The following is a 25,768-nucleotide window of genomic DNA, read 5'->3' on the forward strand; positions in this document are numbered from 1 at the left end:
TTAATTATGAAACTTCTCTATTTATGAGGTCTTATGGGATTTTTTTTATTGTAGATAGTTTAGTATTGATGAAGTTTATTTCTCTATGTGATATTTTGGATCGATGGTGAACAAAATTTTTTTAAATAGTTGTATTAAACGATTTCGTATTGATTTCAAAATCAAGGTCATTGCGTCGAAATTTTCTACTTCTTTTTTTGTCTTTATAGCAATAATATTGCTGATTATCGAAATACCATCACTTACGATAAGTAAGTTCATTACTATAGTAACAAACCATTTAAAGTTGTAGTTAAGTCCTTTACTCATTAATGCTAAAGCCGTTGGAATCAACAATACCGCTAATTTGGAAACAAATCCTAGGGCTAATTTTTTAAAGCTAAATGTGTTATTTAATACTATGGTTTTGATTATGCCTAAAAAAGTATCCATAACCATGAGGTAAAACAGCACTTTAACAATTTCTACATCCATTTCTAAGTAAATAAAAATTCCATAAAGCAATAATTTTATTTCGTTTGAATATTCTGAAAATTTATGCATCATCGTGCTTTTTTATATGTATTGACTTTATACAATGGATTTTTTGGTATGATCAAAATCTACGAATCTTAGTAAGTTTGTAAATCTTTTGGGGTACTATGCCCCCAAAAGATTGTTAAATAATTTTATATTGGATCCACAGGTTTACTGTTGTGAACAACAATTCCTGATATAACATAATTGTCTACATTTTCAACATCTAATAGTGCCACTTCCAACGGCTCTTCTTTAAATAGGATCGATTCAATAGGTTTTGTTTCTCCAGTTTTATCAACCAAAAACATATTTTGAGTTATATTTTTTGTACATACATATTGTACATTCTCACGATCTTCACTAATTAATAGAGGATGTTCTCCAGTAACTTTAATCGTTGCATCTGCCGTTTTAATTTCGTAGTAATTGGGCTGAATACTTGTTTTTTTGTTTACTACAGTTACCTCAGCTTTGGTGCCTTCATTTAGCTTTCCACTCCATAACATATAGTCTCCTTCAGCTTCATCGATCTCGTTCGGGAAAGTAAGTCCTTGAAGTTTATCTCCAACTATAATATCCCTTAATTTTTTTGATTCACCTGATGCCATTGTTACTAAGGATTCTACATCGAAACAGGCTACAGGCATTGTAGCTTCACTAATCTCGTTGGTAAAATCAGAGAGATTTCCTGCAGCATCTACAGCTCTTACTTTAAAATAGTACGTTTTATAAGGTTCGCCATAGAAAGTAGCATTGGTTTCAAGAGTTCTAGCCGATAATCTATAATCTTCATCAGGGATTTTCCTCCATACCTGATATTCGGCTATACCTACATTATCTGTTGAAGGATCCCATTCAATTGTTATTTGATCATTGGTTTTTAAGAAGCTTCTTATGTTTTTTGGTGATGTTGGTGGGATTTCATCTGTTGCCTTTGTAATTGCGTTTACAATATTACTAGATTTGGATAAATTTCCAGCCGCATCTTTTGCTATGACGTAAAAATCATAAGCAGTACTAGCAGTTAATCCAGAAACATTATAAGTTAGAACGTCTTTTCCTAATTCAGCTAAAGGGGTATTACCATTGTCTTTATAAACAAGATAATTAGTAATACCTACATTATCGGTAGATGCGTTCCAGCTTAAAGTTACAGATGTAGTACCAATATTTGTGACTTTTAAACCTGTTGGTGCTATTGAATCAGCAGGCTCAGTAATGTTTCCCGTATATTCTATGAAATGTACTACTCTGTAGGGATTAAGAATATTTATAGCTTTAATAACATTACCTTTATTTACCACATCTAAATATTTTTTATCAAACGCGTAATCTACATCGGTAGCATTAACATATGAAGCATTACCCCCGCTGTTATCATTTGAAGAAGTTGGTAACGTTACATCAAGTGCAGGAATATTTTCTTTCTGCAATATTTTTTCTTTGTTACCACCAATTCCTAATAGTGTATTAAATGCTTGATCATTTATATCCAAACCTATTGGCATTCTTCCTCTCAACGGTACATATTCTTCCCAGCCTTTTGGAAATGGAGCTGATTTTCCCCAAATAGCTATCATTCCAATGGGTACAGCTGTTGTAGGTTTGTTTTCTAAGGCTGTAATACGATTTAATAAAGAATCGATTAGTGTATTACTTTTAGTTACCTGATTTGCATTGTCTATTACTAGTAAAGAACCAGTATTAGATGTATTAATATTATTTAAAAATACTTTTCCGCCAATATTTGTATTTTCCCAATCGGATTGATAATTTAGAGAAAGACTTTTAGAAGATTGATTCCTACCATCTACCAATGCTCTGCCTAAAGCGGATCCCAATCTAAAATCGGTTACCCTTACTTTGGCTGTAGTACTTTCTTTTATATCTAATTTTGATAATTGATAAATGTCTAAATTCAAATCACCTTTCATGGCCTTTGAGCCGTCAAGAGGGAGATAAGATTGTTTGATTGAATTAATCTCTGCGTCAATTGTACCAATATTTGCTTGTATTGCTTTAATTTTTGCCTCAATTGAATCAAGAATCCCTTCAATTGTCTTAATATCTTTAATGACTATAAAAACAGGATTTTTCAAATCATAATAATGTACAGCCAATGCATCAGTGATTGGAGATGCTTGACGATTTGCGTAATCTTCCGGAGTGATGTACTGTGCTTCATAATCAAAATACGCGGTTTGGGATTTTCCGGTTCCGTATGTTAAATTTGTGCCTGTTCTGGTAGTTTTTAAAAAATTAGTTGGAGTGCCTATTTGAATAGGATATAAAATTCCTTCTCCCTCCTGACGAATAATTGCCCATCCTTTTTTTTTGCTTGTTGCAGGAGCTACTATATAATCATTTTCGGGATTGATGCCTAAATGACTTTTCAAAGCTCCTAATAACTCCGTTCTGTAGGCGGTTTGAAGTCTTTCTAAAGTTTCTTGCTCGAGAGGAAATCCTCCTGGATGACTAAAATTTATTTGTTTCATTTTTATTTATTTAAATGTCTGTTGTTTTATATTTCTTCTTTTAGTTTAATCTTCTGGTGATACGAATAAAGTTCATAACTTTTACCAGCCAGTTTATAAAAATTAAGTAGATTTTGAAAATCGATGTTTGCTACTATAATCGCCTCTGTTTGTTGTAATTTGTCATTATTTGGTTGAATAATTATGGTACCGTTTGCTATCAAACTTTCTGGGATAAATACTCTAAAATTGGCATAATTTATTTGAGTATAATCTTTACGATGAGCGAGATAAACAGGTTTATTGTTTCTGTTTTTATTATATTCATCGTGTTTATATACTTTTAACTGTGGAACCAGTAATGTTCCATCTGGCTCGTAATACTCTTTGTGTAGATATACATATTCTAAAGTAGGTTTGACTGATTCGTCTATATAAATTAATTCATCTGATCGTTTTTGCTCAGTGCTTAAATTAGGATTGTAATTTTTAGTTGGATTATAGGCGTCGTTCAGTACTTTTTCCAGATAAATAACCTGACCTGTATGTTGCATTTTATAAAGAATCTCTCCATAAAGAGTATGAAGAGGAGTCAGTAAAAGATTAAGCCAATCGACATGAGTTTTTTTTCTTAGAATAGGTGGAATAAGCCATAGTAATAGTTTTTCCCACTTTAAAACGGTGTATTTATTCATTGTATATATATATTTAGACTATTGTTTATCTCGGTAAAATGTGTACGGAATGTAGTTTACCTCAACTTGAAGCGTATCCATATCAAAATAACCCGCGTTAGGAATAAAATATTCAATTTTGGTTACATCTGTAAGATCTTCTGGTTTATCACTAGGATTTGTTGCCCAGGCTGTTTCGGTTTTAGTCAATATTGGAATTTTAATTCCTGGTGCTTTCTGAATAGCATCAACCAAAAATGTTTTTACGAAAGCACCATTAAACTCGATATTTTTTAAGTGATCTTCGATGGCATCTAGTACTGGAAATGTCTTTTCATCTAAGATTAAAGAACCATTTCTTGGATCTAATGGCTTTTTTAATAAATCTTCTTCGTATTTCGTTAATTTGGCTTGTTCATCTGCTTCTAAAGCCCTGCTTAAACTTTTTAACTGATAGTATTCAATGTCTTTTGGATTAATAAAAATGCTCAATGGGTCGATATAAACATTTAAGCTTAATTTTAGTCTATCTCCTTGATCAGATGTAATGTGAACTTGATTTCCAGCATCTTTTATCTTGGCGATATATTCTTTAAGGGCAAAAAGTTCATTAGGCACATCAATTCTCGAAATTTTGCCCTCTTTTACAGTGGCTACTTTTATAAAAACAACCCCGACCTTATTATGGAAATAATCAGAAAAAATTTCTTCTATTTTTTTATTTGGTTCAAGAACTGTTCCTAGGTCGATTTCACTTACAGCGCAATGCTTTATGATTTTAGCATTTTCAATTTCCGTTTCCGAAAGATCTGTGGTGTCAAATTGATACGAACCATCTTTCCATATCAGTGCCATTCTGTTACTCGAATCGGGATCCAAAGGCATTCCGTTACTCGAATCTTGGCCTAAAGGCTTTCCGTAATGAAAATTTAATGCCTGTTCACGATACCAGTTTAGTGTGTGAGGCCTTGATATCAGGGCATTTTTTTCGACTATTTTTTCGTGTACCCAAATCGCAGTAGCGACTATGTTAGTCCAAAGTTTCCAAATCGCAGTCTTGGAATCTGTTAAGCCATTCAGGGAGGGCTGTTTCCCTTTTTCAATCAGAATCTCATTCTGTATTTCAGCAATTGTACGTGCCATATTTTAATTTTTTAATATAGTTTAGCCTGTAAGACATATGTAATATGCTTATAGATAGTTATTTATGTTTTTTTTTGTGGATGCTACGGTAATGTAGCTTAGTTTTTAAAAATTTCTAAAAACAGAAATTTTAAGGTGTAATTGCCATATTTTCATGATATTTTGAATCAAGGTTTTAGTTAATGACAATGAAGGCTATGTATTAATAAATTATAAAATCATCTTCAATAATCATATAATCAATTCCGGAGTAATCATTCAGTAAATACTGCTCTTCGTCTGTAATAGAAGTTGCAGGCTTTAAGTTTCTGGAATTGTAATACTCAACAATGTCTTTTTTAAAAGCTTCTCTTCCTATTTTTAAATCTTTGTAAACAGAAATATCTTCTGTAATATTAAATTGATCATTGTCTTCTAAAAGATCGAATACTTTTTCTATACTTCCGTATTCTTGCAAAGAGATGTCAAAAATGTTTTGGTTTTCTTGTGGTTTAATAGTTTCCATCGATTTTAATGTTTTGTAAATCATTGACATCTAGTTTTTTTACATAAAAGTTGTCATACGATAATTGTTTGTCTATTTCGTTTTCTAGTCTTAGCCTGGAGGTTGCGTCTGGGCTGTTGATGTATTTTTTTATTCCTACTCCAAGAATAGGGAACTCTTTATAACTTCCTTTTTGACTTAATAATAGATGTTCTATGTTTTGCTGATCTGCCTCTTTAATGGCAAAATCTCCATTTGTAATTAATAAGTCTTCATCTATGATAAAATCCTTCATATGTTGTTATTATTTGTTGTTTTGTTAATTAATTTTTTCCTTTTGAATTTGCGCATCATATCGAAAGGAGGCTGTTTTATTTGACACTGTAAAAATACGCTATGCTTTGTCCTTAACCAAGATTTTACAGGGTACTAATCAGTAGTTTCAGTAGGTTAATTTATGTTATAAAGTGCTTGTAATTAATTGGTTGAATTGGATATTTGAGAGTTAATGATAAGATTGCTAAATGCTTGGGATAATCATATCAATAATTACTTTAAAAATTGTTTTAATGATATTATTTTTAATAGCATTCAGTTTTATTTTTGATATTCCGGTAGTTTGAAGTGCTTGTAATGTCATTAAATCTAACTGACTTTTTAATAACCATTCTAATTCTTCTTCAGTTAAATCTCCAGTAGAAAAAAGAATCATCCAGCGTTCCAGTTTTTCTTTAGATGTTTCTAAAAATGTGTTTAGGTCTTTCTCTAATTCAGATTTATTGCTTTTATAACTGTTGATTATAATTGTTTTTGATTTACTTTTTAACTCTTCTATTAGTTTATTATGGTCCATAATTTTAGTTGTTTCCGTTGATTAAGTCTAAAAGCGCATCCTTTGATTCTCTGTCTTTTTTAATTTCATATTGAATAAGTAAATCCAAAGCATCTAAAACTTGTTTTTTAGATTCTTCTAGAAAAGCCTTAGATACAATTCCTTTTGTTTCCCAACGTTTGAAGAAGCCAGCTAAAAGGTTTTTTTCTTTATTGGTTAGAAGTTTCCACATGGCAAAAGTGATTTCGTTATTGGGCTTATTCTTTTCATATTCAGATAATTTTTCGATGTTGAGCATTAAAGATTCAACTTTTTCTTTATGAGTACTATAAGATGTAATAGCTTTATTCATTAGTTTAGAAGTTTCAACTTTTAGCTCTGTCGTTTTTTGATATGAATAGTGGTCGAATAGGGCAGTTTTGGTAGAAGTACAGGAGGTAATTGCAAAAAAAAGAGCAATTAGAAGCGTTAGGTGTTTTAATTGTTTCATTGTTTACTTGTATAAGATTACATAGTTTTTTTTGTCACGTTTTAGTTTGCTGAGCACTTTCCAGTCGCTATAGCCTTTTTTATCAAAATGCGGAAGGTCTTTAAAAGTTTTCCAATCACCACCCCAATTCCAGTTGTATTTCTTGAAAATTTGGACACATTCCTGCCAATCCGAAATTTGGTCACCATCCCAGTCTTTCGCTGTATCCCAAGAAGCCGTTTTACCATCGATAATCAGACAGATATCTACTGCAAATCCATAATTGTGGATAGATTGGCCACCTTTGGCATTCGTTACTTTTTTTCCAGGTTTAGTTCTGCCGAAAGCATAAAGATCTTCCTGTTCCTGAAATGATCTAAGACCTTGTGTAATGCGTACTTTTGCTTTTCCGGTTAGTGCCAAGTCACATTCTTCGATGATTTTGGTAACTTCTTCTCTAACAGAGGGATGTAGTAAATCAATGCGATTTTTTGTAGTTTGATCCATATTTGTATTTATTTATTAAAGATTTCAAATTTTGAAAATATAAAGCCTTTCTGATTGTTTGAAGACAACTAGGAATTTTAATATTCGATAAGATTATTTGTGTTTTAAATTTATTTACTGTTTAAATAAAGAGGTAAATAAATTTTAAAAAAGGTTCTTTTTGGTTTCTATTTGAGATGGAATACCTGTCTTTATGAACACTGTAAAAATACGCCGAAATAGCCTGTTTAAAAAATAATAGTAACTTGTAAATCAGTAGTTTCAGTAGTGATTTTTATACTTTTTCTGATTTTATTTTGGAGGTTTAAATTGAGATAATTGCATAAAAAAATCCCCGTTTCTTATTAAAACGAGGATTTAAGTATAATTAATCTTTATCAGGTTCTTAAGAATTTATATAATTCAAACTTGAAGCATATTTCTTATAAAATTGAATTATATAACTCCCGATTCCATTTCTTCAATAGAACTATGCCAAAAATCTGTATTAACGTCATCTTTATCTATTGTCATTAATCTATTCTTTAATTCTTGCGCATATTTTTCATAATGTAAATGATATTCTCCTAGCGTTTGAGGTATTTTTACTTCCTTTCTAAAGCGTGTGTATATATATATATATTCAAGATAAGTTTTTAGATTTTTATTAATAGTATAGGTTCTTATTCCTTCTCGATAATGTGTTCTTCCAATTATTTGTTGAGTTTCAATGTCAATGCACAATCCAAATAGTTCATTGATATAAGTGTTTTTTGTACCAATTTTTAAATACTTTCCATCTAATAATTCGACATTTCCGAAAAATTCATAGTCTCCACCAAAAGTATTATGATTAGGTAAGCCAATTTTGTATAAAATATCTACCGTGTCTTTTGATAATGATTGGTTAATGATGTCATTGTTTTCAAATAGTACCAAACTGCTTGAAAAATATTTTTGAATTTCTGTTAAGTTCATTAGTCTTTGATTAATTTATTTAGGTCTTTTGCTCTTTGTTCTCTTGAATTTGCCCTAGATACTTTTATTTCGGGTGTATCTTGAGCACCACCAGTTCCTTTATATTTGTAACTATATTCAATCTCTATATTTGGAAAATTTTCTTCTAAAACTTGTTTGCATTTAGATTGTCCCAAACTGCAAGGCTCTAATTCTGAATATATTTTTTTTACCTTTGCAAAAGGTATTTTATTGTCGTTTAACCATTTCATTCCTAACATTTCCGCATGTCTAGTACTTTCCATTTCTGTAGAAATAGCCTTATATTGTGTGGCTCCATTTTTATCGATAAACTCAAATACTGCTACATTTCCACGGTGTTTTGGGACGCTTAAAGATTTACGATGCGCAATCGCTAATTTACTCATTTTTGATTCTCCTAAGGGAGTTTCTGTAAATTTAGTTTGATTAATCAATTTTTTCCCAGGAATATTTTCAGGAGTATCTATAAATTCTCCATATTGTTCTGGATTTCCTTTTTCTTTTTTCTCTATCTTTTTATAAAACTTTTCAAACTCCTTTTCACTCATCTTAGAGACATCAACACCCGTTTGCTTTTCAATTTCGGTAAAAGCTTTTTCAGTTTGTTTTTCTAAATGAGTAGCATGCTCCGTTTCATTTATGTCATTAAGCACTTTAGCACCTTTTCGACCGTATTTGGCTAGAGTGATTAACAAGCTTAAACTTAAAAAGCTTAAGTCAGCGCTTATACTAATTGTTGTCCAATTATCAACGAGAATGCCTAAACCTGCTTCTTTCAATGCTTTTTTTGCACGATCCGTCAACATTACTAAATCGGCAATTGTTTTAGTGAGCTCTATAACTGCAAGTGTTTTTAATAGTTTTCCAGTTGCTTGTGTCGTTAAAACTTCTATCGCACCATATCCTCCTGCTAATGTTGTGGCAACGTTAATTACATCCCAAAATGCTTCTTGTGATAGTTCGTCTACTTTGTATTTGATGAATAAAGCAACTTGATTTGAAGCCACTTCTGTAGTGCTTTTTTTATCGTTATCTATTTCAATAATAGATTTTACAGTAATAAAATCCATTGGGTTTAGTGGAGCTCCCTCATATATTTTTTTGTGCTCATTAACAGCAGATGGAAACAAACCGCTTGTTGGATAGGCTAAATTTTTCCCTAAATTGTTTAAAATAGTGGTAGTATTTTCAAACTTAATTTTGTTCTGGCTCCAATTGGCAGTTAATTGAAGATTACTAGGCCAATACCCGTTAGGAAGGTAAATTTGTTGCTTTGCTTCAGGTTTATTTTTGTTGTACCTGCATAAATCCATTATTAATGCAACAAAAGACCTCCTATGCTCTCCAGAGAATGTTTCGTAAAGTCTCATAACCCATAATGGACGCTCGTATAGTTTTGTGAATAGCTTTTTGGCATCTTTCTTTTGAAGTGTTTTCAAAATATTTAAAATACCTTGATCTTCATTACGTCCTCCGATGTCTGAAACATTCTGATCTAAAAGTGTCCAGATATCAGCATACATTTGTTGGTCTGTTTTAAGAGATGCTAAAATAAAATCAGGTATATCTTCATAGATAATATCTAATTTGTCTTTGTCGCTTCCTGCCTCGGTAATTGCTTTTTTATACTGTTGGGTAATTGTTGCTTTAAAGGTTTCTATATCATAGCCAATAAATTGAGCCAAATATTCTAGTCCCTCATAACTATCAGTTTCAAATCTAAGTGCGAGGTTTTTTTTAAGATCGAAAATGTTTAAAAGAAAGAAAGTCTTTACGGGAAAAGATACTTTAAATTCAATGTTTTTTAAATCAACAATAGCTTCTAGCAATTGACGATTACAACTAATTTTATATCCCTTAATAATTCCGTTGAAATTTTGAGGAGCATTTTTAGGAAAAGAATCCAGTTGCAATTTTTGCGTTTTATTACCGATATTTTTCTTAATCCAAAGTAATATAGATACTAAGGGTGATATTGATGCCGTTACAACTACTTCCTCCAAAGCACTTGCATTTGTATATTGATAATGATCCTCATTATTTAGTATATAGCGATCTCCTTTTAATGTGATTTCGTCTGGTTTTTTAGAATTGTTTGCATATTTAGCATCAAGTTCTTTGGCTGTCGCATAATGATCCTTAAGAAGTTTTTCCCATTCATTAGAATTTTTATCATCCTCAATTTGCTGACGCCAAATGCCCAGGATAATTTGCCTAAACCGAGCCATTTCAGAAGCACTGGTGTCTTTTAGTTCTATAGTATGGTTTTTAATAATCATCAGGATAGTATTTTATGGGTAGGACAAAAAAGGTGGTTGCTATAGTATTTCTACTTTAACGGGTTTTGGTTGGATATGATCTGAAAATGCTGTGGTAATATTGAGGCGTAAATCGTCTTCTTGTTCTATTTTTCCATCACCACCTAGATAGCAGTTTTTGAATAATACTTCGAGAGCTTTAAATTCGTCCATTTTTGAGGCTTGTAATACAGCAGAACGAATGCTGATATCTGGCTTTTTGAAATAAGCAAATAGAGTCGTTTCGTCATCATCAGCAATGGTGAGTTTAACTATTTTTTTATGCTTGTATTTCCATTGGTTTAATTGAGCTTGGGTAATATTTCCGTCAAGCACATCGACAGCTTTTGAGATTGTTTTTTCCATTTAGAAAGTGGTTGTTTGTTTTTATGATTGGGTAATTGATGTCTGATTTAATGATATTTCTTGATTGTTTACAACTGTTGTTATTAATACAGTAGAACAAGAGGAATGATAAAAGCCATATTTATGATAATAAAGGGCGGAGATGCTTTTTTATAGTGTCATTAGAGGTAATGACTGTATTTTAAAAAAAGAGGCCGCCTGAGTTATTGTTTTGAAGTTAAATAAGCTCGAAGCAGCCTCTTGAGGAAGATTTCCTGTCTAAAACGGACTAATAAAGAGCAAGTAGAATAGTTTGCTTACAAAAATCATGTTTCTTTTGAACTTCTTTTTTGCGTAACGCATTTAATATTGGGTTTCTCCTTTTAGTCGGTTTTAGAAATAGGGAAGAGGGTATTATAATTTTAGGAATTTATCCAGGTGATTAATTCCACTCAACATGAGAACAGATTAAGTCAAAAGAAACTGCAATTTTTGTATCTCCTTGGCTAATTCCTCTGCTGTTTGAGTTAAACTCACAGTTTCTTACCGTATGTGTAATTACTTCGTTACTATCGTCGAGGTAGCTTACAATGATACTAAAAGGGTTAATATCTTGTAATCTTTGTCCTTTAGGTAAAGCTGCTAAAATAGCTTCTACTTCGTAGTTGTATAAAGTGATTGAAGCTTTCGCCTCATATTTTCCTCTACCTCTGTGTACTGGCATATCTCCAGCTCCGTAATGGTTTTCTTTAGATACTGAGTCGCTATAGTTTACAGCTGTAATTCCAGTAACAATGTTACCTGCAATACTTACTTCAATTGATGACCAGCTGTGTTGTTGTCCGTTAATTAATGGTAATTTATTCATATGTATCTTGATTTTTTTTTGATAATTCCGATAAGGTTCGGGTTATTACTTTTCTTCATTTGTTTTATCACAATTGAATTAAGGCAATATTATTTGTGAATTTTATTGTTTTTAAATGATAAAGAATTATGCTTTATCGATTCCGAAAGGATTTTTGAATCCTAAATCGACGATAATTTTGCGTGCAGTTCCAATTGGAGTAATTTCTGCTTTCACTTTTAATTCAGACGTTGCTAAAATGTTTTGTTTAGGATCTACATACACATCAAAATCAGAAACTTCTTGATTTGCAACCATTCCTTCTAAAGCACTTCTGCATAAACCTTCGAAGTTTTTTGAAACCGATTGTGGCAATTTGCCGTCAATATCTACTAAAACCGGAGAAGCTAATTTTGGTAATAAAGCGGTACGCAATAAACGTGTTGCTTTATTAATAGTACGGTTGTTTTCTACATAAGCAAAGTCAGATATACCTGCAGTACAAGTGTGACTGTCATTAAAATAAAGACCTGGTAAGCCAGTATGTGTTTTTGCAAAAATGAATCTTTTTTCGTTTAAATCATTTAAAGTTCCAAGAGTCTTAATTTCTTTTCCTCCTATAAAACCAGCTTTTGAAAAGCCTTCACCAGTAAGATTGAATTTTTCGATCCAGGCAATGTTTTCAGATACTTTTGCTTTAGAAATTGCGCCTAATACTAAACCAACTGCAGCAGAGTTTTTATATTTATTTGCTTTTTCTACATCCATAGCAATTACAACAGATACGTTTTCTGCATCTGATCCAGCTAAAGAAGTTGCGTCAACAGTAAATCCTTTCCCTTCCAGAATGACTTCAAAAGGCATATAGTCAGTATAAGCAAGATCAGCTTGGCTTTGTGCCGCTAAAACCGCGGCTTGAGTTTGTGTAAACGTGGTTGGTCCAGAGTAAATAATTGCTAATTGACGAATGTTTCCGTTTGCTTTTTCCTGCATGTCCATTGCTTTTGCGGCAATGTCTTCATAAGAAGTGGCTGCTGTTTTCATAATGTACAAATCACCAGAAGGATTCATTCTGAAAAATTGCTGAATCTGATAGTAAATGGATTGACCCTTTTCATCATATTTTGCTGTAATTCCTATGGCTTCAGCATCTTCTAACGAAGCTAAACGCTTTACTGTGTCTGATTCTAATTTTAATTTTAATTCATCTGAAAATTCTAAAGGTTCATCAAAAAGTAATCCTGAAACCATATCCTGTTCTGGATTTCTTCTTCCTAATCCGCCTGATAGTTTGTTAATCACTACATCGTTTAATGTACTCATAATATAAATTGTTTTAATTGTTTAAAATTTGTTTCCACTCAAAAAAGAGCAAAAGAAGGGCTGTAACAAGTTGCTAAAATTGTTATTATTAATTATTTAATGCTGTAAAAAGGTATTTGTAAACTAGAATCCAAAAAGCAGAATTGGTGCTTTTGGACAGTTTGGTAAAAACGGGTTTTTTTAATTGGATTTTCCTCTTGGCAAAGAGATTAATTTGCTTTTGATATCGAGTACAAATTTAAGGCTCAAGGTTGCTTTTTCCAATTATTTTGATTGTCAAAACCAGTAGTTTCAGTGGTTTAAGCTTTGGTTGCTGTAGAGAGACCTTCATTTATAATAGTATAAATTGTGCGCTCAGTCAGGAATAATGTGTCAGAAAGTTCTGAAACCACAACTTTCATCTGTTTAGCTTGATTTCTATTTAGATAGCTGATAACATAATCTCTTCTTTTTTCTAATAGTGTTTTGCTTCTTCTCATGCTTTTAGGTTTAAATAGGGTACAGTTTAGTTAAGATTGGTGGGGATGTGGTTTAGTTTTTTTCTATTTAATTATTTGTGAATACCAACTGTTAAGTTTGTAGCCTGCTCAAATTAAGTACTAGTTTTCAAATCGATATCTCCTTTAACCTGATTTGGATTTATTTCTATTACTCCAGTAGTTAAGTTATATCCTAACTCTTCTAGTTCTTCATTACTTAAACCATTATTGAAAAGAATGTATTTCTTTTTTAATATATTTTCTATTAATGTTGTTTTATAAGTGATTTCCCAAATAAAATAATCATTTTTATTCCAGTAAGTGTGCTCGTTTGTACATTGTTTTTCCCTTATTTTAAATGTTGAATTGGTGTCTATATCAGCATTACTATTGTTTTTAGATAATATGGCTTTGTCTATTCGTTGAGCAATATCGAATGCATTTGCATAACTTGTTGAAGAAATAGTTTCTACAGGTAATATAATATACAGGCAAAATGATACATCAGCTTTGTAGTTTTTTTCAGAAGATGTTTCCCAGTTTACGATATCATACTTAAACATTACTACCGGGGTTTCAATAGAATCTTTAAAGATAGTATCAGTATAAAGTTGAACTGTTGGCGCATTAGAAGTGAACTCCATTTCGATTGCGTTCTTTTTTTCGGTATAAAAATCTTTTAAAATCATATGGTGGATTATTTTTGACAAATATACAACATATGTTTTGATTTATACAACATATTACGCTGAAAAATGCAGTTATTTCAGTAATATGATTTAATTATTTAGATTGTATATTAGAGTAATACAGTAGGAAAAAGGCTTTAAATGTCTTTAAATTCAGATGTTACGTAAAAAAAACACTAAAGAATGCTATTATTTATTATATATTTTTTAATTTTGCAACATATAGTGGAATGCACAATGTTTATTAAAACATATTACACAATAAAAACAAATGTAATAGAACATGGAAATACATACTAAGATAAAACGTATTATAGATGAGATGAAGTTAAACAATAACTCATTTGCGAAGTTAATAGGAGTAACTAGTACTACAATAGACAGTATTACTATTGGTAGATTACAATCTGATGGAGAAAGAAAAAGGACAAAACCAGGTTTCGATTTGCTTCAAAGTATCATCACGCACTGTAATGTAAACCCAGACTATTTTTTTGGAAATAGTGATGAAATTTTTGCTAATAAAACAAATACTGAAGTTGGTTTAAATTTACCCAAGATTATAACTGTAAATGAAGACGGTGAGGAGAATATTAACTTTGTTGGGGTAAAAGCAAGAGCAGGTTATTTAGATGGTTATTCTGATCCAGAATATATGGAAAGTCTTCCGTCATTCAGCATGCCAATGTTAAAGAACGGAACTTACAGATGTTTTGAAATAAAAGGAAACTCGATGTCTACAACGATTCATGACGGCGATTATCTTTTTGGAAAATATGTTGATAATTTTGATGATATATTAGATGGAAGAATTTATGTGATTATCAGTAAGAATGATGGAGTAGTGGTTAAAAGGGTTTTAAACAGAATTAGGGAAAGTGGAAAATTAATCCTGAAATCTGATAACAGAGACGGAAATTACCCCATGTATTCTATTTATGCTGAAGATATTCTGGAAGTTTGGTACGCCAGTATGTATGCTTCTAAACAAATGCCGGATCCAATCAATATTTATGAAAAAATTCATGATCTCGAAAGTAAATTCTATGAAATGGAAGAGACTTTGAAAAAGAAGCTAAACTAGATAAACCAAAAAAACTGCAACGTTATGTTGCAGTTTTTTATTTATTATACATTTTTAGTTTATTATGATTTGATACTTCGTGTATTATAAAAAGAGTAATTAGTTTTCTTTATGCTCATCACGCAATACGCCAGGTTCGTCTTCTAATACTGCATCGCTACTTGGTTCTTCCAGACTTACGCCAAACATTTCCATTATCATTCTTTCTTTTTCAGCACAAAGATCTAAACCTTCTAATTCTTTATTAGTAAAACTCGTTCTTCGAAATATCTGGCTAGGAAATGCGATGTAGTCTTTGTTTTTACCGTTTTTTATAAATAGCAAAATGATCTTAGGATAAGTATCCTCTATACCGCTGCAACCTGTTATTTTATAATTTCGAATAGTTATGTTATCATATTTTATTAGGTAATAGTTAAAGAGAATATCTGAAATTTTATTCATTTGTTCTTCAGTAACTAAAGTTTTAGAATCATGAAATTTTGATTTTAAGTAGTTTCGTGGTTCTTTATCTTCGTAGTATTTTGGCGTTACAACATAAACCGAATCGTATGTTGAAAAAGGAAATAATATCTTTGTTTTTTCTAATGGAATTTTGAAAAACAAAACGATTGAGTCTTCTTTTGTTTTTGGTTCTGGCGGAGCTGGCGGTAGATTTAATAAAGTTTTACGAAAATTTAAATTTTCGTGATAGAATTCACAATTATCGCCACAGTTATTATCTCGCAATTCTTTTAATTTTTTTTCTTGGGCACGGTTTATTAAAGCTATGAATAAAAAGATACAAATTAATATTTTTCTAGATGTCATATTTATATTTTTATTTAAAATCGGGGTATTTTTTTTCTTGCTCTTTTTTCCAATTATCATAGCTAATTGTTGTTACGTATTTTTTATGAAAGATCTCGTATATTTTAGAAAAGTACAATTGAGCATAATGTTCTTTATCAGTTTGTTTTTTTGTTAATTTAGCTTCTCTGTCTACTAAAGTATATATTTTTTTTCCCATACTATGTAACCAAAGTTCTTTTTTTGTTATAATTATCTGCTTTAGGTTAGTATCGTAATACAACCATCCATTTTTATCTCGCCATGCAGAAGATAAATAACTGTTTAAAATGGAATGATATTCGCTGATAGTTAGGTTGTTATATGTAGAGTCTCTCCCGTCATCGATAAAAGAAAAATTAGTGTTACCAAATATTTTAATGTTTTTATCTGTAAAATCTGCAAGTTCTTTTAAGAAACCTGCATCATCGGCTTCATTACATGCTACCGAAATGAACGTTCCACTATCTAGTATGGCCCCTATTAACATTTTTAAGCCCAAAAATGTTTTAATTTTTAATTCATCAGGACCATCTTTAGCAAACGTAAGTTTAGACTTTTCAAGAATTTTTGTAACATATGCCTGATTTATTTCTTTTGGAATTTCACTTAGTTTAGAAATCACTAGTTTAATTTCACGAATTTTGTTTGCAAATAAAATGGCCCAGTTTTTTTTGCCCTTTGAGGTGTCGGAAAATATATTTCCGTGATGAACAAGACAAATGTTTTTATATTCGTATTTTGCATTTAATTTATTTATTGCTTCAAGATCGGCTATGCTATCCAGTTTTACAACTTTCCAGATGTCATTATAGACTCTGTTAAATTGCAAGTTACCTCCAAGTTCTAAAACAATTAAAAGATTTATTTTCGTTTTATCTACAACTAATTTTTTATCTTGAAAACTAGTATTACCATTAACTTCTTTTATTCTAAATGTTCTTTCCATTTTTTAGTTATTAGTTTACGTTTTCAATCGCGATTTCCTCTTTTAAAATAGCAAATCCATCGGTATTTACTTCACCAGTAAATTTTACTTGTTTCGTGTTTTCTTTGACGTCTTTTCCGTCTATCTCATCTATTATAACAACGACTGTTTCTCCTTCTTTGTAGTTTTTTGTTTCTACAACCAAGCTTACTTTGTCTCCAATATTTGCAGTATCTATTTCTCTATCTAAATTTCCATTTTTCCAGGTAACATTTAATATTTCCTTTGTCAAAGGTGTTATCACCGGCGGTGAATAATTATCAAGGATGACTATTTTAGGTTCAGTTTGAAGCGGATCTATAATTTTGATATTTCCTCCAACTTCGCATTTTAGGGTTGAGTTTTCTAAAAGAGCTTTTTTATCTCCTTCGAATACATTATTTGCAGGATCCTTCCACTTCGTTTTTATATCAGGGATACAGAGATTATTTTGTCGTAATTTACAATTTCCAAAAAACAGACTTTCAAAAGTTTTCTCACTATCCGTAGCCATCAATTTTTCCTGAATAAAAATGTTACTTTGAGATTTCACATCAAGTGCTCTTGGGGCAGTACCTTGATCGCAGGCGCATATTGCACCATTACATACATATTTGGTAGCCATAATTTAATTGATTTTTACTTTATCTCCGCTAATAATAGTATCTCCTGTGGCATTAATATTGATTTTTTCAGTCGATTTAATATTTATATTTTTTGCTTCGATGTTAATATCTCCTTCACTTTTTAAACTAATGGCTGTTTTTCCTTTCAGTTCAATTAAATTCTGATCATCTTTTTTTAATCGAATACTATCGCTTTCTCCATTCAATTCAAATGATAGTTTCTTAAGCTCATCTTCTTCGAATAAGTATGCCGCTATTTTGCTTCTTTCAATAGCTAAAGAAGCTTGCTTTTTATCGTCATCGTTTTTTAATAAAATAGCATAATTCTCAGGAGTTGCAACCATTGAATTTAATTCTTTGCCTGTGTTGTTCTTAAATTTGAAAGAAACATTTTCTTTTGAAGCACTCAAGACTAAGGATTCTTTTACTTCTTTGTTTTCAATCGAATTAAAAGTTGTGGTTAAACTATCAGGTGTAAAATGTGTAATTGCCACTGGTTTTTCATCATTATCAAAGTAACTAATTTTAAAATGTTGTTCCTTATCAAACTCTATTTTAGCGACATCGATAATTTTAGTTTCATCAGTTTCAGTTGCGGTATCTGTATTTATATAACGAATATGTAGTTTATTGCCGTCAGCACTATAATCCAGAAAAAAATTAGAGTCAAATTTAGATTGAATTCTCCCCATAAGTCTGTCGACTTCTGAAAATTGCGAAACAAACGCTCTGGTTTCTACTCCGTCAATAATTGTGGCTAAAACCCAACTGTCTTTTTTGGGAATGGTTATAATTCCTTGTTCTACATCAAGGATTGAAGCTTTTAATCTCACGTTTTTAAGTATGGCACCATCGGCACGCATAATATTTACGGTATAAGCATCATTTGTATTATGAGGTGATTCTGTTTCCTTATTTATTTCGATGACTTTTGCCGCAAAAGTTTCAATGATTTGATTTTTACTGGCAACATCTTTGATTAGATCTGTTATATTTCCCATTTTTTATTTTTATGCTATTTCTACTCTTCGTCCTATATAAATTTTTTGCCTATACCCGTTTTCACCGTAGCTTCGTTCTACTTTTTCGACCTGAAAAGTGCCGTTTTTTTCTTTATCTTTTGCATTTTCGAGAATTACTTTGTCAGTAGGCCGTACAAACGGTTCGCCAAAAGTGAGAAAATAGCCTTCAAATCCGCTTGGTTTAGATTCCATAGCCCTTAAAGCGGCATATTGATATAATTGTGAGGCAATTTCTGTTGTTACTTTTTTGAAAGCTGCAGGATCTATAGGTAAATCATCGGTATCATTATGCAAAACATGAGTTTTTATTAACTGTCCATTTGGATCACCTAATTCAATATAAATTGGAGTATTTGAATTTTTAAAATATTTTTCTACTCGTGTACGGGTGTTTTTTGTAGATTCATTAACTACGATTAGTTTATCTTCAATAATATTATAGCGAAACCTGAAACGTACTTTTCCTGAAAAGCGATCAGAAAGCGATTGTGTTGCTTTATTTAATTGTGAGCTTAACAGGGTTAGTCCTTGGTTAATGAGCTTTTTTACTAGGGCTCCTGCTAATGGACTTTTAATGAAATTTCGATCTATAAAGCCAGCTAATTCAGTTGTGGTATGCTGTTGTGGATTATTGGTAATTGTAAGCACAGGCGCAGCATTTTCAGTTTTAAAATAGGTATAAATCCCCTTGTCTTTCAACATCTCAAAAACCTGAGCCAAACTTTGGTTTCTGTTAATCACAATATTTCCTAATTCTTCATCAAGTGCATTTACTTTAAAAGGTAATTTTAGTTCTTTAATTCTTTTTTCAAAGAAAGTTTTAGGATTAAAATTATCAACATTTGTTGTTGGGTTGGTTGCCACAATATTGAGGATGTCACTCTTGTTCTGAACATCATGATCTTTTACTGCTTTTACTTTTTTAAATGCATACATTGCATCTTCGCAAGTTATTACAGCATTGATATCTGATTGCACTCCAGTAATATAACCTCTAAAAGCAGGTTTGTAATCACCATCATATCCTAAAAATATTTCTATAAAATTTTCAAGTTTAAAAAAATCATGAATTGTTTTTTCCTTTCCACTTGCATTTGTAAACAAGCCCTGATCAAATCCTTTTGTATCCGTATATACTTTTTGAGGCATTACAATAGTAGCTGTATCGGTAAGGGATTTGTACGAACTGCTTATGGCTACATTTTTTACATAAGTAAATTCATAAAACTTAGGAGTGGGGATAAGTCTTACCGTTTCGTAAACTCTGATTTTAGCATTTAGTTTAAGCATTGTCTCTGATTATTAGTTCTACAGTTTCATCTGAGGTGGCACTTGCAGTAAATTTTTGTATGTTTTTTGTTCCAGAAATTGAGGGAATAGAGTAGGAATCTATTACTAATTCATAAATTCCAAAACGATTCAAAATAGCATGCGTTACTCTTAAAGCATAAGGTGCATTTAGGAATTGTTTCAATAAGAAAAGTTTTTCCTTTGGATATTCATCTCCAGTTTCATTGGCAATTAAGCCTTCGATTGAAATATTAAAATCGCCATTTGTAATATGTTCTTTGATTGTTGAATCTCGTCCTTCTATCCCTTCCTTTTTGATCACTTTAGATCGATTTAAATTAACCGTAACAGCGTCTATTCTTAAACTAGGCAGGTTAAGGTCGTTTTTCACTAATGGTTCAAAAATTAAAGGCGCAAAGACCCTTAGATTGAACTCACCTCCGGTTTTATCAATAATAAAATCTTTCGATTCTGATTCGTTATAGTTAATGCCAGTATATTCGGTTTCTTTGGCATCTAAAATTTCGTTTACATTAAAATTGAATTTCATAATGATTTATTTTTTGTTTTAATTTGAAAATGTTTGTGCAAAGGCTGTCATGAGTGTATTTTCCATTCTTTTCTCATTGTGTTTTTGTAGCCAAAGGGCTTCTTCGAGTAATTTATAAAACTCATCTATCGATAATTGATAAGGATCTATCTGAAAAGCATATCGAATTAGGGCAGCCGATTTTTTAAATTCATCTTTTTGTGGTGTTACATCGATTGTAAATTCGCTATCCTTTTTAATTATAGCGACAATAGAATTTCCTGCAGCAAGCATGAATTCGTCATCATAATTTTCTTTATCCAATACACATTCTTCAAATAAAAACAGGATTGCCTCATGCGGATTATCTTTGTATTTATCTTGATAATTAAGAAATGTAGTGAATGATGGTTTTTTGCAATATGCTGTTGTTAATTGATCATCTGAAGTAAGTTTTAATACCGTACCGTATTTTTCTTTTAATTTTTGTAGTGTTATTTCGTCTGGCATTTTTTTGTGATTTTTGAGGATTTGTCTTTTCGTTGTTATACAGAATTAAGCTTAAAAGGTTATTCGAATATTTAGATACTACTGTCTCTGCTTTCTTTTTTTATGACTTCGGCTAAGTTTTCATTTTCTTCGGATGCACTTAAAGGTGTAATCGTAAAATGCTCTATAAAAATGTTTCCTTCAGATGTTTGTCCTAAAGGATTTTTGAAGTTACTCATGTCGGGTGTTTTAGGTGTTTCTCCTAAGTCTCTTGGTGTATAATCCATGATAGGTTGAATGTTTAATTATTAAAATGATTATTCTAAATGATTGCTAAAGTTGGGGTACTGACCTTTTAGAATGATTCTTAAATTTTGAGGATTCTATGTAGCTATTGGTAATAGTAATAGCTGAAATTAGAGTATGTAAAAATAGTACAGAAGGGTGTGATGAAATAAAAAATCAACTCCCTTTTTCTGTAGTTTCAGTAGATTTAAAATACGGATTAAAGTATTGTTTTTTAATTACTTGTTGTTTATAAAAGTTAGATTTATTAGAATTATTATTCGAAGGATAAGAACTTCGTTAGTATCGGTTTTTAGCTCTGTTAGCATTCTGTTTATTTATCACCAAAAACACCCAAAATCATCAGAATATTTATATTGTCCAATAATTTTGGGTGCGTTAGTTTAAATTAATTTTGAGAGTTTGTTTTTAACTTGAGGATGCTTTTGTATTTCTACTATTTAATCTTCTTCTTTCGTAAAGAAGGGAGTAATACTTGTCAATGCTGCTGACAAAAACAATCCGATTAATTTGATTCTGTTGATTGTTACCAATGACAATCCTGCATCTTGTAAAAGATCAAATTTTGTGTCAATTAAAGCTGTTAAAGCAATAAAAAGACTTGTAATTACTGCGATTTTTTGTTTGTTCATATAATTTATTTTTGATTAATTTTTTTATAAAAGGTTACTTGTAATCGATAGTATGAGCTCCAAAAGAAAAGGAATTAATGTTAAAACCAAGTAAAAGGTATTTCTTAATGCTTGGCATTTGCAATGTCATAATAAGGGCTTGTGGTTACTAATTTCAAATTCTGCTTTATAACATCGGTAAAAGTTCGTCCAAGTATGTTATTTGCATACCCATCAGCAACGCTTTTTTGAGCTTTCTCTGCTTTAGTATTTAATGTGTTTACAGGGCTATTTATGCTGTCTTGAGGTATTGTTTCATTCTTGTGCCAAAACTCTGCCAGGAAGCCCAAAATTGCGCTTGTGCTGGTTTTTCCCAGTTTTAAACCAGATTAGAATAGGGTTGCTATTTGTTGTAATATTAGATAGGGGTTGATTATAAAATTAAATTGTGAATTAAATTTTTATAGACTCAGTTTTTTAAGTGGAAGTTTTTGAAAAAAAAACGGAAAGTTGACGTATTGATATTTATAATTTGACCAGTACTATTCGATTCTTAATGATGCAAAAGTAGTATCAAAGAATAGAAAACAACCACAAAAAAAGGGACTATATTCAGTAGTTTCAGTAGAAACAAAACTTACTGAAACTACTGAATACAAGTGATTTGTAATTTTAAAATGATTCTTTTTGCAATTACTTTTACACCAAGAAAAAATACCCTAGCGATGAATAAAAATGCAATCCATAATTTCAATCTTTCAATCAAAAATAGTACTGCTATAAATAGTTCTGAAGATTTAACTGAAGCAGTCATAAAAGAATTAGCCAAAGTTTCAAAAGAAATGAGCCAGCAAAAAGATATAGTACAGGTATGGCAGGAGCAAAATGCTTTAAATACTACTATTACAAACAATTCTAGTGTCTTACCCGAAGGAGGTGCTATAGATACCAGTATTGAAACAATCAGAAAAACTGGGTTATCTGAGAGTACTATTTCTTCGGTTTTTGAGGGATCAATAGCAAATCATAATGCCTTAACAAGTATTATTTCATCAGAGAAAACAGGAACTCCAAATGCTCTAATCGGAGGAGGCGTTGCTGATACCAATGGCAGAACAATAGTTAGTTCTACCGTATCAGACAACACTACTCCTCCGATAATAGGAGCAGATAATAATACGCTAAACTTTAGCAACGGTCTAACAACTCAGACGTACGCGAGTGTGGCAACACAACAAACGCTTACGGTGCCTCAAATGCTTCAGGAAAATAGCAGTGAACCAACTATAGAAGTTGTCAAAGCAGGAATTAAAAAGAGATTAGATCTAGCCATTACCGTAAATAATAGTGTCGAGATTGAATATTGGAGAGGTATTTCCAACGCCTTTGATGAAGGAGCTACAGCTCAGGATTTTGATGGTAAAAAGGATCAAGAACGTTTTACAGAAATGTATTTTGGATTACAAAAGTGGCGTTTGGCAACAATTGATGAGACTACAATTAATAACGTAAATTGGGGAGAAGTAAGTGAGTCAATGATCTTCAAATTATCGCAATTATCCAAAGAAGAAAAAGAAGATAGGCTAGTTAGATATTATAACAAATTGATTAAAGAAATTAGAAATCCGGCTATAAATATCCCACAACTCTTTTCAGAACATGATGAGTTATTTTTATTATTAAAGTCAATTTTCCCCCATTTACCAGCTAAGATAACAATTCAAACCCAAAAAGGAAGTTATCCAGATCTAAGTCCTCAAAAAATGTATCCTGACCTTGGAGTAAAAAACATGTATTTTATTTGGTCAGAAACTCAATTAGATGAAGTAGTAATTAAAAATGGTAAAGGAGAAATACTAAAAGACGAAAACGGTCAATATCGTGATTTAAAAAATGGTCAATGGTATGATTATGACAGAATCGAGAATCCTACAAAAGTGGGGTCTACTTTCTGGAAGGCCTCATTGTATAACACTATAAATGAGCAGCATTATTTATACCATACGATTGGGCAACGTCATGCTTATTATCAATTTGCAGATGCTTATTTAAAGACCAAAGGCATTATCTCTGAATGGTTTGATGCCGCTGCAAGAGTAACGATGGGGTCGATAAAAGAAGCGTTGCAAGGTGAAATCGCATTACAATCGGCAGAAATGGTTAATTTTTGGTATTTATCGGATAAGACTGACGAGTTCTTAAAGGAAGGAAATAGGAATTTGTTTTCGGATAATATGAATAATGTAAAACTACTTTTAGAAGGTAAAGGAAAATTAAGTGGTGAATTTATTGATGCAAAAGGGAATAAGCAGAGTTTTAAAAATTTATCTAAACAAGAGTTGGACTACAAATTAGTAGAGTTTGAACAGTCCTTGGTTCAGGAATATATCAATTTTTCTTTTAAGGATTTAAATAATAGTTTTATAAAAAAATCATTAGATGAAGTATCATCTACTACTGGAAATAAAGAATTTGACGCTATTATTAAAGAAATCAATGAGAATTTTACCCATTGGATGGCTCCGGATATAATGCAGGATATCATGGAAAAACATTTTATGACAAAAGGAAAATTAACGTTCAATTTTGCAAAATATGACGATAGGGTAAAATTGGGTCAGCTAATGGTAAAAGAATTGTATTACTTAAGATTGAGCGATACGTTTAAAGTTGATTCGATTGACAAAATACTAGAAAATCCGGTACAAAATAGTACTAAAACTAGGGAGTATTTTATAATTGATCAAAAACATGCAGTAAAAGAGAAAGAAAAGCATATAAAGGAATATAAGTTTTTAGAGCGGTTAGAGCGAATAAAAAAGAAACTTAATGACAAGTCCGCCCATTCAGATGAGGTTTCTAAAGTTAAAAAAGATTTAGTAAATGCTAGCGTTGAAGAAATTAAAAAATCACTAGTTAATATTAAAAAAGAAATTAAGAATTCATTAGTGAATATTGGAAATGAAGTTGAAAATTCTGCATTGGCTATTGAGAAAATAGTTTATAATGATTTGAGAGCATTCTACGATGAGATTAAAAAAGAATTTGAAATAACCAGTACAACTGGGTTTGAGGATAAAGAATATGCTGATTTAATTAAAAACTTATACAAGGATTTGATTGAGGTATATGAGATAAGCGAAAAACTAAGAGTAAAGTTACCAGAGGAGGTTGAGAAGACGATAAATACTATAACGGGAGAAGCAAAAAAGATGCCTGATGAAATAGCTGTAAATGCATTAGTTAGAGCTGCAGAACGGTTTTACCCAGGAGTTGAGATACTTGAAGAAAAGGAAAAAGAAAAATTATTTAAAAAGAATTACGAAGCTTCAGTAGCTATTTTATTGTATGAATTTGCAACAGGTGAAGGGCCAGAAGAGCGCAATTTTGATTATCACGTGCATAAATTTGCGCAAGCCATTCTACAAGATCGAATGATTGATGAAATTATGGAGGAAACCTTAAAATTATTACAACAAACCAATTATGATTTTGTAAACAAACCCGATAGTAAAGACTTAAAAGTGGATTTAGAGCTCAGCCCAACCCCTCTTTATGTCATTGAAAGTTTTGACAAACACTTAAACTCTAATTTGGCACAAATATTTATAGGTGGTGCCTTTGCCTTAGTACGTATAAAAAACAAAAAATTAGAAGGCTATATTTATAATAAAACATCAAGAGAATCATTAATGCTTCATTTAAATGTTGGAAATAGAAAAAGGAAAAATGATGGAGCGGATAAAAAAAGATTATCAACTATAATACAAAGAATTTATTTCACGTTTAAATTACCCTAAAAATTGTAAATTGCAGGAAAATTAAAACAAATGAAGCCTAAAATCACTTTACTATTTCTCTTATTTGTCATTCTTTGTGCGTACACCTCTTGCCAGACAGAAGTTTTAGGGAAATATTACAATATCGAAGATGACAAAGCCCTGCATTATGTAGAC

28 protein-coding genes are annotated in these 25,768 nt (G+C 31.2%); 2 read left to right on the forward strand and 26 right to left on the reverse strand.

The genetic code is table 11. The features are described from left to right. Window positions 1-75: 75 nt before the first annotated feature. From LPB87_RS15040 to LPB87_RS15115, 16 genes are all read right to left on the reverse strand, one after another. Window positions 76-546 carry a phage holin family protein gene (locus tag LPB87_RS15040; RefSeq protein WP_129540331.1) on the reverse strand — a complete coding sequence of 157 codons (471 nt, stop codon included), beginning with the start codon at window positions 544-546 and terminating at the stop codon, window positions 76-78. 122 nt (window positions 547-668) lie between these two features. Next, window positions 669-3,014: a fibronectin type III domain-containing protein gene (locus tag LPB87_RS15045; RefSeq protein WP_230728425.1), complete on the reverse strand. Its 2,346-nt coding sequence runs from the start codon at window positions 3,012-3,014 to the stop codon at window positions 669-671. A 26-nt stretch (window positions 3,015-3,040) separates the two neighbouring features. Beyond that, window positions 3,041-3,688, reverse strand: coding sequence for a hypothetical protein (locus tag LPB87_RS15050; RefSeq protein ID WP_230728426.1), 648 nt, complete (start codon window positions 3,686-3,688; stop codon window positions 3,041-3,043). A gap of 18 nt (window positions 3,689-3,706) precedes the next feature. Next, on the reverse strand, window positions 3,707-4,810 hold the full coding sequence (locus tag LPB87_RS15055) for a hypothetical protein (protein ID WP_230728427.1): 1,104 nt from the start codon (window positions 4,808-4,810) through the stop codon (window positions 3,707-3,709). A 202-nt stretch (window positions 4,811-5,012) separates the two neighbouring features. Then, window positions 5,013-5,315, reverse strand: a complete 303-nt coding sequence (locus LPB87_RS15060; RefSeq protein WP_230728428.1) for a hypothetical protein — start codon at window positions 5,313-5,315, stop codon at window positions 5,013-5,015. After that, window positions 5,302-5,589 (reverse strand): hypothetical protein, encoded by a 288-nt coding sequence (locus LPB87_RS15065; RefSeq protein ID WP_129540325.1) that lies wholly within the window; start codon window positions 5,587-5,589, stop codon window positions 5,302-5,304. The genes LPB87_RS15060 and LPB87_RS15065 overlap by 14 nt, the downstream gene beginning before the upstream one ends. Window positions 5,590-5,814: 225 nt before the next feature. Beyond that, a complete protein-coding gene (locus LPB87_RS15070) occupies window positions 5,815-6,147 on the reverse strand; it encodes a hypothetical protein (protein WP_230728429.1) in 333 nt (110 codons plus the stop codon). Window positions 6,148-6,151: 4 nt separating this feature from the next. After that, window positions 6,152-6,616: a hypothetical protein gene (locus tag LPB87_RS15075; protein WP_230728430.1), complete on the reverse strand. Its 465-nt coding sequence runs from the start codon at window positions 6,614-6,616 to the stop codon at window positions 6,152-6,154. 3 nt (window positions 6,617-6,619) lie between these two features. Next, window positions 6,620-7,102, reverse strand: a complete 483-nt coding sequence (locus LPB87_RS15080) for a M15 family metallopeptidase (protein ID WP_230728431.1) — start codon at window positions 7,100-7,102, stop codon at window positions 6,620-6,622. Window positions 7,103-7,537: 435 nt separating this feature from the next. Next, complete coding sequence (locus tag LPB87_RS15085) at window positions 7,538-8,059, reverse strand: hypothetical protein (RefSeq protein ID WP_230728432.1); 522 nt, start codon at window positions 8,057-8,059, stop codon at window positions 7,538-7,540. Beyond that, window positions 8,059-10,359, reverse strand: coding sequence for a nucleic acid/nucleotide deaminase domain-containing protein (locus tag LPB87_RS15090; RefSeq protein WP_230728433.1), 2,301 nt, complete (start codon window positions 10,357-10,359; stop codon window positions 8,059-8,061). The genes LPB87_RS15085 and LPB87_RS15090 overlap by 1 nt, the downstream gene beginning before the upstream one ends. A 39-nt stretch (window positions 10,360-10,398) precedes the next feature. After that, window positions 10,399-10,743, reverse strand: a complete 345-nt coding sequence (locus LPB87_RS15095) for a hypothetical protein (RefSeq protein WP_129540319.1) — start codon at window positions 10,741-10,743, stop codon at window positions 10,399-10,401. 421 nt (window positions 10,744-11,164) lie between these two features. Further along, window positions 11,165-11,590 (reverse strand): hypothetical protein, encoded by a 426-nt coding sequence (locus tag LPB87_RS15100; RefSeq protein ID WP_035684757.1) that lies wholly within the window; start codon window positions 11,588-11,590, stop codon window positions 11,165-11,167. A 126-nt stretch (window positions 11,591-11,716) separates the two neighbouring features. Then, window positions 11,717-12,892: a DUF2586 domain-containing protein gene (locus LPB87_RS15105; RefSeq protein WP_230728434.1), complete on the reverse strand. Its 1,176-nt coding sequence runs from the start codon at window positions 12,890-12,892 to the stop codon at window positions 11,717-11,719. A gap of 299 nt (window positions 12,893-13,191) precedes the next feature. After that, on the reverse strand, window positions 13,192-13,371 hold the full coding sequence (locus LPB87_RS15110; protein ID WP_129540317.1) for a hypothetical protein: 180 nt from the start codon (window positions 13,369-13,371) through the stop codon (window positions 13,192-13,194). A 113-nt stretch (window positions 13,372-13,484) separates the two neighbouring features. Then, window positions 13,485-14,060 carry a hypothetical protein gene (locus tag LPB87_RS15115; RefSeq protein WP_129540316.1) on the reverse strand — a complete coding sequence of 192 codons (576 nt, stop codon included), beginning with the start codon at window positions 14,058-14,060 and terminating at the stop codon, window positions 13,485-13,487. A gap of 283 nt (window positions 14,061-14,343) precedes the next feature. Between LPB87_RS15115 and LPB87_RS15120 the strand changes: the two genes are divergently transcribed. Then, window positions 14,344-15,144 (forward strand): S24 family peptidase, encoded by an 801-nt coding sequence (locus tag LPB87_RS15120; RefSeq protein ID WP_230728435.1) that lies wholly within the window; start codon window positions 14,344-14,346, stop codon window positions 15,142-15,144. Window positions 15,145-15,243: 99 nt separating this feature from the next. Here the strand turns inward: LPB87_RS15120 and LPB87_RS15125 are convergent, their stop codons facing one another. The 10 genes from LPB87_RS15125 to LPB87_RS15170 form a co-directional block, all read right to left on the reverse strand. Next, window positions 15,244-16,014: a hypothetical protein gene (locus tag LPB87_RS15125; protein ID WP_129540314.1), complete on the reverse strand. Its 771-nt coding sequence runs from the start codon at window positions 16,012-16,014 to the stop codon at window positions 15,244-15,246. Continuing rightward, the gene (locus tag LPB87_RS15130) at window positions 15,965-16,921 is read right to left on the reverse strand and encodes a hypothetical protein (protein WP_129540313.1); all 957 of its coding nucleotides are present in this window, start codon (window positions 16,919-16,921) and stop codon (window positions 15,965-15,967) included. The genes LPB87_RS15125 and LPB87_RS15130 overlap by 50 nt, the downstream gene beginning before the upstream one ends. Window positions 16,922-16,931: 10 nt before the next feature. Further along, window positions 16,932-17,564, reverse strand: coding sequence for a DUF4280 domain-containing protein (locus tag LPB87_RS15135; RefSeq protein WP_129540312.1), 633 nt, complete (start codon window positions 17,562-17,564; stop codon window positions 16,932-16,934). A gap of 3 nt (window positions 17,565-17,567) precedes the next feature. Continuing rightward, on the reverse strand, window positions 17,568-18,566 hold the full coding sequence (locus LPB87_RS15140; protein ID WP_207209604.1) for a hypothetical protein: 999 nt from the start codon (window positions 18,564-18,566) through the stop codon (window positions 17,568-17,570). Between the two features lie 9 nt (window positions 18,567-18,575). Further along, window positions 18,576-19,877, reverse strand: coding sequence for a hypothetical protein (locus LPB87_RS15145; protein WP_230728436.1), 1,302 nt, complete (start codon window positions 19,875-19,877; stop codon window positions 18,576-18,578). Further along, the gene (locus LPB87_RS15150; protein WP_230728437.1) at window positions 19,870-20,427 is read right to left on the reverse strand and encodes a DUF6046 domain-containing protein; all 558 of its coding nucleotides are present in this window, start codon (window positions 20,425-20,427) and stop codon (window positions 19,870-19,872) included. Before LPB87_RS15150 ends, LPB87_RS15145 begins: the two co-directional genes overlap by 8 nt. An 18-nt stretch (window positions 20,428-20,445) precedes the next feature. Further along, complete coding sequence (locus LPB87_RS15155; protein WP_230728438.1) at window positions 20,446-20,916, reverse strand: hypothetical protein; 471 nt, start codon at window positions 20,914-20,916, stop codon at window positions 20,446-20,448. A 71-nt stretch (window positions 20,917-20,987) separates the two neighbouring features. Then, window positions 20,988-21,182 (reverse strand): hypothetical protein, encoded by a 195-nt coding sequence (locus LPB87_RS15160; RefSeq protein WP_230728439.1) that lies wholly within the window; start codon window positions 21,180-21,182, stop codon window positions 20,988-20,990. 459 nt (window positions 21,183-21,641) lie between these two features. Further along, window positions 21,642-21,833 (reverse strand): hypothetical protein, encoded by a 192-nt coding sequence (locus LPB87_RS15165; protein ID WP_230728440.1) that lies wholly within the window; start codon window positions 21,831-21,833, stop codon window positions 21,642-21,644. 104 nt (window positions 21,834-21,937) lie between these two features. Continuing rightward, window positions 21,938-22,162: a hypothetical protein gene (locus tag LPB87_RS15170; protein WP_230728441.1), complete on the reverse strand. Its 225-nt coding sequence runs from the start codon at window positions 22,160-22,162 to the stop codon at window positions 21,938-21,940. Window positions 22,163-22,489: 327 nt separating this feature from the next. Here LPB87_RS15170 and LPB87_RS15175 point away from each other — a divergent pair, with 327 nt between their 5' ends. Then, complete coding sequence (locus tag LPB87_RS15175) at window positions 22,490-25,612, forward strand: hypothetical protein (RefSeq protein WP_230728442.1); 3,123 nt, start codon at window positions 22,490-22,492, stop codon at window positions 25,610-25,612. The last annotated feature ends 156 nt before the right edge of the window (window positions 25,613-25,768 follow it).

The organism is Flavobacterium sp. EDS (assembly GCF_020991525.1).
Lineage (GTDB): Bacteria > Bacteroidota > Bacteroidia > Flavobacteriales > Flavobacteriaceae > Flavobacterium.